This window comes from Paenibacillus sp. HB172176 (assembly GCF_011947265.1).
In the GTDB taxonomy this organism is placed as follows: domain Bacteria; phylum Bacillota; class Bacilli; order Paenibacillales; family Paenibacillaceae; genus Pristimantibacillus.
Genome location: NZ_JAATHD010000015.1, coordinates 117,088 through 129,043, shown reverse-complemented (window position 1 = coordinate 129,043; position 11,956 = coordinate 117,088). Strand labels below are relative to the sequence as shown.

7 protein-coding genes are annotated in these 11,956 nt (G+C 49.3%); 6 read left to right on the top strand and 1 reads right to left on the bottom strand.

The window, feature by feature from the left end; genetic code table 11:
* A partial coding sequence (locus HFP08_RS18750; protein ID WP_346768747.1) for a glycoside hydrolase family 2 protein occupies nucleotides 1–652 on the top strand: 652 nt, incomplete at its 5' end.
* A gap of 137 nt (nucleotides 653–789) precedes the next feature.
* Here HFP08_RS18750 and HFP08_RS18745 read toward each other — a convergent pair.
* Nucleotides 790–2,571 (bottom strand): DUF4091 domain-containing protein, encoded by a 1,782-nt coding sequence (locus HFP08_RS18745; RefSeq protein WP_168122130.1) that lies wholly within the window; start codon nucleotides 2,569–2,571, stop codon nucleotides 790–792.
* A gap of 377 nt (nucleotides 2,572–2,948) precedes the next feature.
* On the opposite strand from HFP08_RS18745, the gene HFP08_RS18740 reads away from it, so the two are divergent.
* The 5 genes from HFP08_RS18740 (at nucleotide 2,949) to HFP08_RS29045 (ending at nucleotide 11,940) form a co-directional block, all read left to right on the top strand.
* Nucleotides 2,949–3,845, top strand: a complete 897-nt coding sequence (locus HFP08_RS18740; RefSeq protein ID WP_277345865.1) for an ABC transporter permease — start codon at nucleotides 2,949–2,951, stop codon at nucleotides 3,843–3,845.
* Nucleotides 3,846–3,864: 19 nt separating this feature from the next.
* A complete protein-coding gene (locus HFP08_RS18735) occupies nucleotides 3,865–4,752 on the top strand; it encodes a carbohydrate ABC transporter permease (protein WP_168122129.1) in 888 nt (295 codons plus the stop codon).
* Between the two features lie 65 nt (nucleotides 4,753–4,817).
* The gene (locus HFP08_RS18730; protein WP_240941578.1) at nucleotides 4,818–6,410 is read left to right on the top strand and encodes an extracellular solute-binding protein; all 1,593 of its coding nucleotides are present in this window, start codon (nucleotides 4,818–4,820) and stop codon (nucleotides 6,408–6,410) included.
* 57 nt (nucleotides 6,411–6,467) lie between these two features.
* Entirely contained in the window at nucleotides 6,468–8,444 is a 1,977-nt protein-coding gene (locus tag HFP08_RS18725) for an alpha/beta hydrolase family protein (RefSeq protein ID WP_206109287.1), read from the top strand.
* 124 nt (nucleotides 8,445–8,568) lie between these two features.
* Nucleotides 8,569–11,940, top strand: a complete 3,372-nt coding sequence (locus HFP08_RS29045; protein WP_206109286.1) for a hypothetical protein — start codon at nucleotides 8,569–8,571, stop codon at nucleotides 11,938–11,940.
* The last annotated feature ends 16 nt before the right edge of the window (nucleotides 11,941–11,956 follow it).

Sequence of the window (11,956 nt, the reverse complement as noted above, 5' to 3'; positions counted from 1 at the left end):
TTGCTGGCCGGTAGCTTCGTGGTCGAGCTTGGACTATTACGGCAGATGGAAGGCGCTTCATTACAGCGCCAAGCGCTTCTACGCGCCGCTGCTGATTTCGGCCGAAGAGGAAGGAACGAGCGTCGCGATAAGCGTAACGAACGATACGTTGGAGATGGTAAGCGGGGAGCTGGAATGGAAGTTGCGAGATCAAAATTCTGCTGTCGTTCAGCACGATAAGCTTGCCGTTCAGGTCGATTCATTGTCGGCGGCCGTGTTTGCGGAGCTTGATTTTGCTTCTATCCTGGATACACGTGGCAAGCTCGGGCAGCACTACCTGGAATTCAGCTTGAAGGTCGGCGGGGATACCGTTAGCGAGGGCACTGTCTTATTCGTGAAGCCGAAGCATTTCCCGCTTCAACCCGCAGGCCTGAAGGCGGTGATGTCGGAGGAAGCCGATTATTACGCGATCGATGTAATCGCAGACGCATTCTCCATGTATATTGAGCTTGATTTCGCGGATGCGGACGCGCGCTTCAGCGATAATTTCTTCCACCTCTCCGGCGGAGACACGAAGCGCATTCAGCTGTCGAAGGAGGAGGTTTCCCCGGGAGCTTCTCTTGAGCAATTGCGGCAATCGTTGACGCTGAGGAGCTTGGCGGATTCCTATTAAGTAGAGGAGCGTCTGTGAACGGCGGTTGCTTCGCAACGGCGGTGGCTTGGCGGATATGAAGAAGGCTGTCTCGTCATAGAGACAGCCTTCTATTCGTCTTGCGTGCGTATGGAATTGCAATATCACAGATAAGCTGTTCAAACGCTGCCAGTATCGGCTAATCTCTCTGCAGAAACAATGAGCTCAGCCGTTTTCCTGCGATAGACATCCCAATCGCTTCCTCGCGGGGACCAGGAAATTTGCTCGTTTGCGACCGTTTCATGCATGCCGGTCGGAACGGCCTCCTGAGCGATCGCATCCGCTTCGGCTCGAAACCCGCGCTGTGCCGCCAGCCATAAATATTCGTAATCTTGAATGCCGCGCCGCAAGTTCTTCATCCGAATCGAACTAATCGGGCCATTAATGCCTCGATCCTGTTCCCGGAAGAACGGCTCGCGGCCGGGATAGAACAAGATGCCGTCTCCATTTCCCCAATGCACGCCATCCTCGCCGTAGTAGGTTGCCTCGTTTTTGGCTACATACATGAAGGTGACCGGATAGTGGAATACGTTCTGATGCCAGTTGCTGCGCGGACCTTGATGGTTATGACGCCAATGATTGCTATGCCAAATGAAATAGCCTTCAATGCCGTAACGAAATCGCAGCCACGAATTGACGCGCATATCGACGGCCTCCGCTTCAAGAATAATAGAGCCGTGATAAGGCCGATAGCCGTTGTAGAACCACAGCTTGTCCCCGGATTTTCCGCATTCCTCTACGGATTGAGGATCAATTGTGTGCGCGCACCATATGTCGATGGCTTCTTTGATTTCCGGTGTGAAGCATCGAGTCGTAAATAGAGGCAGCTTTCTCCCCCCTCCTTCGGAGGCATGTACGATTTTGGCTTGTTCGTTGATCCATTCGTATTTGTCAGGCAGCGGTTCGTCAATGAGATAACAGAAGTATGAGCCCGGCCAGTTTAGATTATCGAAGTAATCAACCCACTTGTCCGCTTCCCTTTGCATGGCTTCCGCTTCGTCACCAAGCACCTGGGCGCCGTACATACCGATTGGAAACACCCTTTCTCCGACTTGTTCTCCAGGTCCTTCATAGCCATTTGCTTTCATGAAGAATGAGCCGTCCAAATAAGGTGTGTATCGCTCAAGCTGTTCATGATCAAAGGGCTTGTTGTGAACGTCATAGCCGACAATGTCAAAGCGGTGGCGATGGGCCATCCTTCGAAACCTGTCATTGATATCAGGCGTGTCTGGAAAATAATTGGATACCTCGTTAGCGTAAACAAACGTTAAGGAGTGATTCTCATCGGGCAACGCGAAATCGTATAGCTGAAGCTCGACAGGCAACTTATGCACCATTCCATCGTCATTGCACCGCACCGTTACGTTTCCGCAATAAAGGCCAGATTTCAATAAATCGTCATTCGGAGTGTAGATATCAATCCAGAATCCCTGATTCGATCGCGCAGAAACGTGAACCGGCTGGCCGCCCAATCGGCTGTTGGCATTTGCCGGAATCAAGGCATCCGGGATCCAGCCGGAACGATGCAGCGGTGGAGCGGATGCATGATAGAACCATTGCGGCGGTGTGGATAGTTCGGGAGATACGTACAAATAATGCTGAGTGAATACCTCGATTCGCCTACCCACATAATCGGTCGGGTCCTCCGAAAGCTTGTCCGAGTTAGCGATTCGAGTGTCAGAATGGCTCTCATGGACGAGCTCGGATACCTCGACACGCAGTCCGTCGATATCTGATTGTCCAGCTTCTATGATAACTTGAAAAGCTACCGTTTCGTTTCTCGCCGCAAACAACCGAATCGTTCCACCGTCCCATACGCTATTGCTCGATTTGTTCTCATTGGACAGATCGTCTTTCAACACTTTTTCACCGTCATTAACGGCCCATAAGGAATGAATCACAAAAAAGTCAGCTCCTTTCTAAACAAACAACTGATTTCATTATCCTTCGAGATGGGACAAAACGAAATTGTAGGAATGTACGAAGCTTCACGATATTACAAAAAAACCGGAAAATAGCTTGATTATGAAAAAAAAGACTATTTGCCTCAATGATTTAACTAAATAGACGGCAAGTGGTCTGCTTTTTCATTTCTTCACGATATGTATTCACAGCGCAAATAAAAGGAAAGAGTGAAAAAAGCGCCCGTTTCTTTTTCAACCTCCATTCAGTACAGTTAAACCACGATAACCGACAAGGGGAGGATACAAGATTGGACAAGACCTCTATAGATTTTCAAAAAAATGTCCTGGTCCGCAAGCAATTGTACAAAAAGTCGATAGCCGCCAGATTATGGAGGGAAAGATATGCGTTTCTGTTGCTTCTTCCCGGCTTGGCTTTTTTTATCTGGTTCAGATACGTGCCGATGCTGGGCAATGTAATTGCTTTTGAAGATTATAGTCCGTTCAAAGGCATCCTCCACAGTGAATGGGTTGGTATGAGGCATTTTCAGCGGATCTTTGAAGATCCTGAAGTGATTCGAGTTATCTGGAATACGATCTGGCTTTCTTTTTTGCAGATTGCTTTTGCCTTTCCAATTCCCATTATTCTCTCTTTAATGCTTAATGAGGTCAGAAATCAACGAACGAAGCAAGTCATTCAATCGATCATTTATTTACCGCATTTTATGTCTTGGGTGGTGGCGATCGGAATCGTAACGATGTTTCTCAAGAGCGAAGGAATCATCAATAATCTATTGCATTTTCTCTTTGGTATGGAAGCCATTCAGTTTCTGCAGCAGCCAGAATGGTTTATGCCGCTAATCGTCCTTGAAGTGATTTGGAAAGAAGCCGGCTGGGGAACGATCATTTTCCTCGCAGCGCTGAGCGGAGTCAACCCTACCTTGTATGAGGCGGCGATTATGGATGGAGCCAGTCGTTGGCGACAAATTTGGCATATTACGCTACCGGCTATTCGCGGCACAATTGTCATATTGCTCATCCTGCGTCTAGGAAGCGTGTTGGATTCCGGTTTCACGCAAATTTTCCTGATGTTGAATCCGTTTACGATGAAGGTCGGAAACGTGCTGGATACCTTTGTTTATTTTAAAGGCATTCAGGAATCCGATTTCAGCTTCGGCACAGCGGTTGGATTATTCAAAGGAGTTGTGGGACTCGTGCTCATCGTGGGCGCGAATCGGCTTGCCAAAAAATTAGGTGAAGACGGCGTATTTTAAAGAGGGGAGGAAGTCGGATATGCCAAAAAGTAAAAATGTATCAGAACGGCTTGGTGATGGAATCAATATTCTGCTGCTAATTCTCTTATCGCTAACCATGCTGTTTCCGTTCTATTACATCATCGTCATTTCCTTTACTTCTTACGAGGAGTACATCAGAACCGATTTGTTGCTTCTTCCTAAAAAATGGGTGTTGGACGCGTATCAATTTATTTTTCAATCGAAGGAATTTATTAGAGCGATTGGGGTAACGGTGTACATTACGGTCGTCGGCACATTCGTTAGCCTCTTGCTTACCTCGAGTATGGCCTTCTCGCTGACAAGGAAAATTTGGGGGCAAAAGTTTTACTTGTTTCTCGTGCTTTTCACTTTTATTTTCGGGGCGGGCCTGATTCCCACTTATTTAATCGTCAAAGCGGCAGGCTTGATTGATAATTATTGGTCTTTAATTATTCCCGACGCAATCAGCTCGTTCAGTCTAATTGTTATGCGCCAGTTTTTCTTGAGCATACCCGAAGAGCTGAACGAAGCGGCCCTCATCGATGGAGCCAACGAACTGCAGATTTATACACGAATTATCCTTCCGCTGTCCAAACCGGCTCTTGCCGCATTCGGTTTATTCTACGCCGTAGGGCAATGGAATACGTATTTCACGGCAATCTTGTATTTGAATGATCCGACCAAATGGACCGTGCAGGTTATTCTCCGGCAAATTGTCATTTTGGACGATGCTTCGAATACGCTTGCCTCTGCGGCCCGCGATGCGGCGAGAGCCGGACATCTTCCGCCGCCGGAGACGATCGGTATGGCTGCCATTATATTGGCTACGCTGCCCATACTGATCGTATACCCGTTTCTTCAAAAACATTTCGCCAAGGGGGTGATGCTGGGTTCGGTGAAAGGATGAACGCGTTTTGGGCGAAAGACAGTTATACTTTAGGAATGGACACTAAGGAGGGGCAAACCGTGCAAATGAAAAAAAACGTTATTCTATTTTCCGCCGCTTGCTTGTTGGCCGGTCTAGTCGGCTGCAGTTCGAACAACAATTCCCAATCATCCGAAGTCACACCTTCATCAACGAAAACAGCCGATGAGGGTCAATCGTTAGACGGAATGGATAAAACCATTACTATTTCTTCGATTTCGGGCAGTTGGTCCGATCCCATTCCGGATCCGAAGGGCAACGGCGTCCAAATGATGAATGACAAGTTCAACATCAATTTCAAGCCCCAAATCGTCCCGTACGACGAATACGCCAACAAGCTTCCGGTTGTAATGGCGGCAGGAGATTTACCGGATATGGTCGGCATGGAGAGCGTTGACGCCAATTTCGTCAAATGGGCGAAGCAAGGTGCATTCCTACCGCTAAACGATTATATCGAGAACTACGACGCATTAAAAAGCATTCCGAAATATGTATGGGATGCTGTGTCAATCGACGGAAAAATTTACGGCATTCCGGAATTTTTTCCCTCTAAATACGGGAAAAAGCCGGTCATCCGCCAAGATTGGCTGGACAATCTCGGCTTGGAGATGCCGACCAATTATGAAGAGTTGGAAAAGGCAGCTATCGCATTCACAAATGACGATCCGGACAAAAACGGCCAAAAAGATACGCTCGGCTTGGGTCTGGCCAAAGATATCGTATACGGTGCTCCAATGGGAGCGGCTTACGATAATGTCTGGTATTCAAAAAACGAGCAGGGTCAGCTTATTCCGGGAAATATCTCCGATGGCTTCAAACAACAGGTAACCATGCTGCATGATTTGTACCAAGCGGGGGCGATTAGCAAAGACTGGGCGTTGACGAAATCCTCCGATGCCAGAAAAGACTTTTTCGCAGGAAAGACCGGCATTTGGTTCGAGCAGCCGTATGATATAACTGAAACGCGGTTCAAACAATTGAAGGAAGCATCCCCTGAGGCAAAGCTGGCGGTTATTCCGCCTTTCCAACAAGATGACGGCCAGCAAGGGTTCATTGGACTTCCAGGCTATTATCAATTGTACAGCTTGAATGCGAGCATGAAGAACGACCCGGACAAAATTGATCGTATTCTCCAAATTATTAATTACTTTATGACATTTATCCCGGTTGATGAGCGGAATCCGCAAAATCCGGAATTCGATTGGCAGAACGGCGGGGTCGACGTCGGTTATTCGGTGGAGAACGGAGTTTCTCTCGACATCGAGGGGGCTTCCAGCGAACAGCCGAAAGTATACCTCAGCATTCCTTATTGGGCGCCTGCCGATGAAGATACACAGCCGGCGGAAGTGCTGCAGGACCCGTTCACGAAATCTTTCGTGCAATCCGCGGTGGATCTAATGAAATCAACGAAAACGTATCTCGATCCGGTCAATCGTATTCATTCCGAACTGTATTATGCCAAATCCTCCGAGCTTAATAAAGCGGTCACCGATCATCAAACGAGAATGATTGTCGGACAAGAATCACTGGACGATTGGGATAAGATGGTGGAAGAGTTTATGAGCAAGGGCGGTCAGGATATGATTAACGAGGTTAATAGTGAATTGACGCAAGCCGGCATTGCCGGAGAGTGGAAGTAACTCGCGCACGAGAGGGGAGAGAGCAGGCTCCCCTCTTTTTTGATCTCAGAGGAGGAAATGATGGATAAATGGTCTTTGGAGGAAGAGATAGCCGACAAACAAAGTGAAAGAACTTATATCGACGCGTATCCCGATATCGAGAAATTTCGCCGGAACGATTTTATGCGCTATCTGGATTTTATTAATACTGATTTTTTGGTCAAGAGAAAAAACGTTACCCGATTGATAGACAATCGAGAGAAAGCGCAGCATTATCAGGAAACCATTCGCAAGAAAATGCAAATATCCATCGGACCGCTCCCGGAGGGGAATGCGAAGCGAGCTTTCGTGACGGAGACGCTCGAGAGAGAGGGCTATCGAGTAGACAAGCTGTATATTGAGACGTTGCCCGATTATTACGCGACAGCCAATTTCTATTACCCGACTGATGCAAAGACGCCACTGCCGGCCCTCTTGTTTCTGTGCGGTCATGCACCGGAAGGGAAAGCGAGCGTGACGTATGTCTCCTTCTGCGTGGAGGCGGTATTGAACGGCTTTTGCGTGCTGACGTTCGATGTAGTCGGGCAGGGTGAACGCAAAGTGCGGAAGGAAGGCAACGATGATGCTGCATGGATGAATCCCGTTGAAGCTCACTGCCTGCTTGATCAGAAGCTCAGCCTGACGGGAGAGCATTTGGGAGCTTACATGATGCGTGATAATGTTAAGGCGCTCGACTATTTGCTAAGCAGGCCGGAGGTCGATTCGGAGCGAGTCGGGGTTGCGGGCAATTCAGGCGGCGGTACGATGGCGGCCTACATGGGGGCGTATGATGACCGGATCAAGGCGGTTGCTCCTTGCTGTTACATTACCGAGCTTCGTTCCTTGCTGCACCGAATTATGGCGCAGGATGCGGAGCAATGCTTGCCTGGATTTATGCGGCAAGGGCTGAATCACAGTGATTTCATTACCGCTGCTGCACCGAAGCCCTATTTCATTGGCGCGGCCTTGTTTGATTTTTTTCCAATTGACGGCGTTCGCGACGCATTTATCGAAGCGAAGGCGATGTATAGGCTTCTTGGGTTCGAATCTGGTCTGGAGCTTTATGTTTCCTTGAAGGGTCATGGATTATGGCATGATATGCGGGAAAACGTTCTTCGTTTTTTTTGCCGCAGCTTCAGCATGGCATTCATAGAAAACAAAAAAATCGATTACGAGCAGCTTCCCGATGCAGAAGACTTGCAGTGCGAGGTCGGAGATGTCGCCGCTTCGTTCAAGCGCAAATCGCTTCATCATCTCATTCGGGAGCGTGCGGGGGCGCCTCACGAGCAATCGAAGAAGAAATTGCCGCATGGCTTTATGCGGGATCGGTTGATGCAAGCGTTAAAGCTGCCGCAAGACTTTGGCGAACCGGCGGGGGCGATGAAAAATTCGCTTTGCATTGAAGAGGACGGAACATTCGCATTCGAATATGAAGCAGGCAGGATGAGAATTACGGGCGCGTGGCGGCAGCTAACGGAGCGGCCGGGCTGCGTGCTGATCGCGGTCGGGGAAACCGAACTGGAAAACGTGTTAACGGCCAAGGCAGGCGAATACGAGGCGATCATGACGATTCATCCTCGCGGCACCGGACCTGCGGCGCTTGATCCGCAAAGCAGCTTCGGCTTGTTCGATCCGGAAACGGCAAGCGCTTATAATGCCCGAATGCTGGGCATGACGCTGCAGGGTATGCGGGTGATGGACGTGCTTATGGGTATAAGCAGGCTGAGGCAGTTGCCTGGTTACGAGCATGTGAGAATTTTGCTGCATGGTCAAGAGGAGCATGCGCTTACCGCTCTTTATGCGGCTGTTATTGCTGAAATTCACGATGTCTGTTTGAAGCATTTACCGGTGAGCTTTCGCGCGTTTCAGATTATGGAATCACACAGATGGAAGCCGGTTATTTTTGTTCCCGTTCTTTCGCAGGCTTTCGATGTGGAGGACTTGCTGCAAGCTCTGCGACCAGGCAACATCAGGATTGATGGCTTTCTCGATCCTATGAAACATGCGAGCCTCTGACTTTGGACACTCGTGACGGAGTAAGGTACAAGTTTCGCACCTATGATCAACCACTTTGAGCTTGCGCAATGGAGTAAGGTTTTGTGTTTTGATCAAAAATGCCGATTAGGGAGTGAGCTTGTTAATGAAAAAAACAAAACGATTTCTCAGTATGATCCTCGTATTAGCTCTGTGGATTTCAACATGGTCGGGGTTTCCCCAAAGCAGTTTTGCCGCCGTCTGGACATCTACATCGAGTTTTCAAAGCTTTTCGCTAGGTTCATCGAATACCGGCACGGTAACGGCAGAGTTCGATGTAAAGCCGCTCGGCACCGGTATTGACGGCGTAATCGGCTATGCCGCATCATCGAGTACCGCTTATTCACAGTTAAACATGCTTATTCAATTGAATCCGGATGGCAACTTCTATGTGCGAAATGGAGGAAGCTACGCGAAAGACGCTGCCGTCGCTTATACGGCAAATACGACTTATCATGTGAAGATGGTTGCGCATTTATCGTCATCGCCGCAAAAATACGATGTATGGGTGGGCAGCACAAAAATAGCTGCCGACTATGCTTTCCGAACGGGAGCGCCAGCAATAAGCAACTTAGGCTATGTGAGCATTATTCATGATTCGGGAAGCGGTTTTACGGTCGACAATCATACTGTGACAACGACTGCCACTTCCGGTTTTCCAATCGATGTATACACGGACGCGCAGAACTTCAGTTTTACAGGCGGCAACGGGGGAATAGGGGCGGTTGTTGCCGGAGAAGGGGTTGCCGGATCGAGTGCGATCAAATATACCGGACTCGCGGATATTTGGGAGAAAATAGAGATGTTGGATTACTCCGCCAACCCTATCGATATTACGAATCTTGCGAGCACAGATCAACTGCAAATCAGTATGGATTTGGGCGATTGTACGGAAACCAATCGATATGTATTCGTTTATTTCAATGGTCATGACAATTCCGCTCACCGAATAGACACCGTGTATCTGGATAATACGGCAGGCTTTGAGACGTTTACGCTGGATTTGAGCTCGATAAGGGCAAATCTGGGCAATTCCATCACAAAAATCGGCTTCGATGCAGGCAACGGCTGGTCGTCAAGCGAGACGTTTTGGGTGGATGATATCAAATTTATTCGTCCGGGAGGAGCGACGCCGACACCAACACCAACGCCAACAGCGACGCCAACGCCAACGCCAACGCCGACAGCGACGCCAACGCCAACGCCAACGCCGACAGCGACACCAACAGCGACGCCGATGCCAACAACCACACCCACGCCAACGTCTGGAGCACATCCAAGAATTTGGCTGGATGCCGCTACTCAAACCCGATTGAAAAATCTGGCCTTGGCAAATGACTCGAAATGGATTGCTTTACGCAATCAAGTCAATGAATATCTGACAGGAACGGTTGAGTATCCGGACGGCAACGATTACCCGAATGGAGGAAGCATCGGCGAAGGCTACCAGGGAGATGGATATAAGGACGCTCTTATCCAGCTCGGACTTGCTTATCAAATCGGGAAATTAATCAATGACGGGAATGTGGCGCAATGGGCTGCCAAAGGGGCGGACATTCTGGATAAGATGTCGCAACCGAGCGGAGCGCACTGGCAAGAACCGCTGCGTGACGACGGATACGGCATTCGAAACTTTGGTGTCGCTTATGCGATCGGCTACGACTGGTTCAACGATTCACTGTCGGCCGGTTTGAAATCGCAAGTTGTGAACGCTATGAATAATTGGTTAGATGCATTTGTCAACGGTGACTCTTACATCCCGTCAGGCTCGCAGAGCGGAGGAGCGTTGACCTATGCGCATGGCAACTATACAGCAGGCTTCTATGCGGCCCAAGCGTATGCCGCCATTGCTACCGATGGCGAGAATACCGCCAATCCGAATTTGTATAGCGACTGGCTAAACAATACTCACTTCGGATTTATTCAACCGTACTATAACGATTGGCTGTCAGGGGGAGGTTGGTCGGAAGGCATGGGATACGGTACATTGGCGTCTGAAAACATGAATCTGCCCATTCTTGCGGCGAAAACGGCAAAAGGCATCGATCTTATTAATCATACGAATCCGTTTACGTTTGCTAAGGATCAAGGCATGTACTTGCTGCATTTCTCATGGCCTGACAGGAAGAAAATAGATGACAGAGGGATGATGCATGTATCGGGAAGCAATGCATCCAATAGCTTCCCGTCTGCTACAGATCCCGAGATTTTTGCCGTACAAGCGGCTATTTCCCGAAGCTTCGGAGATTCAAACGCGCCCGTTATTCACAACTTCGCAAGTACGGTCAGAGGAATCCAAGGCTCCGTCGGCTTATGGCAGGACTTTCTGTTCTGGGATCCGACAGCGCCGGATACGAGCTTCACGACCCTTCCATTATCCTATAAGACAGACGGAATGGGAGAGGTTGCCATGCGATCGGATTGGGGAACAAGCGCGGTTTGGGGTTCGTTTCGGGCGGCGCCGTATGTCGACAGCACGTATTCCGGGGAAGAATATTATGATCAGGGCAGCCTTGCGATCGTCAAAGGCGGAACGCCTTTCCTGATTAATACGGCGGGTGTCGCGGCAACCAGCTATCCAGGGACCACCTACCTCACAGAGGATGACATGTATAATAATGTGTATGGCGGAGCCAGAGATATTTTCAACATCTTCATGAATGGCTCTTCGCAAAGAGCCTATGGTCCACTTGAAGATACGGTTCCAAGGACAAGGATGACCCGTTATGAAGACAAACAAGGATACGTGCAGTCCCGAGGCCAATATCTGGAGGACATGTATACGCCGGGCAGCATATCGTCATGGACCAGGGATGTCATCTACTTACGTCCAAGCATATTCGTAGTGTATGATAGAACGAACGTCGATACGGTGCATAATCAGAGAGATTTATGGCATTTATTCAGAACGCCGGTCTCGGTAACGCCGGCAGAGGCGGGCACGGTCCGGTATGATGTCAGCAACTCCACGCAAGGATGGGTAGGGACGATGACGGCGCTGCTCCCTGCCGGTCTGACGACGACGCTGACCAACCTCTACTCCAGCAACAAAATGTATGAAGTGCAAGTGAAGCCGAATAATAGCAATACCTCGCAGCAGTGGCTCACCGTATTCGAAGCTTCGACATCGGCATCGGAATCCGCCTTGGCCTATACATTGTCCTCGGCCAAAGGCAACAGCTCGGCTAACGTAACAGGCACGCGTTTAACGACCGCCTCGCAAAACTATGCTGTGCTGTTCGGTACGGGGGCTTGGAATACCGCAATATCAGGAACGGTTACCTTCACGGTGCCCGCGGCGCAGACGAGGGCAGTCGTCACCGACCTGGAGCCGAACACGAGCTATTCCGTAAGCACAGCAGTATCGGCGGGAGAACTTAGTGTTTCCGTACAGACGGGTTCTGGCTATACGACCTCCGCGAACGGAACTTTATACGTGGATATTACTTCCTCAGGCACAGTAACCGCAGGTAACTGATACAAAATATGAACGG

Coding starts and splice junctions, on each gene's coding strand:
- HFP08_RS18735 (WP_168122129.1), top strand. CDS start 3,865: ATGCCAAAAAGTAAAAATGTATCAGAACGGCTTGGTGATGGAATCAAT.
- HFP08_RS18730 (WP_240941578.1), top strand. CDS start 4,818: ATGAAAAAAAACGTTATTCTATTTTCCGCCGCTTGCTTGTTGGCCGGT.
- HFP08_RS18725 (WP_206109287.1), top strand. CDS start 6,468: ATGATGGATAAATGGTCTTTGGAGGAAGAGATAGCCGACAAACAAAGT.
- HFP08_RS29045 (WP_206109286.1), top strand. CDS start 8,569: ATGAAAAAAACAAAACGATTTCTCAGTATGATCCTCGTATTAGCTCTG.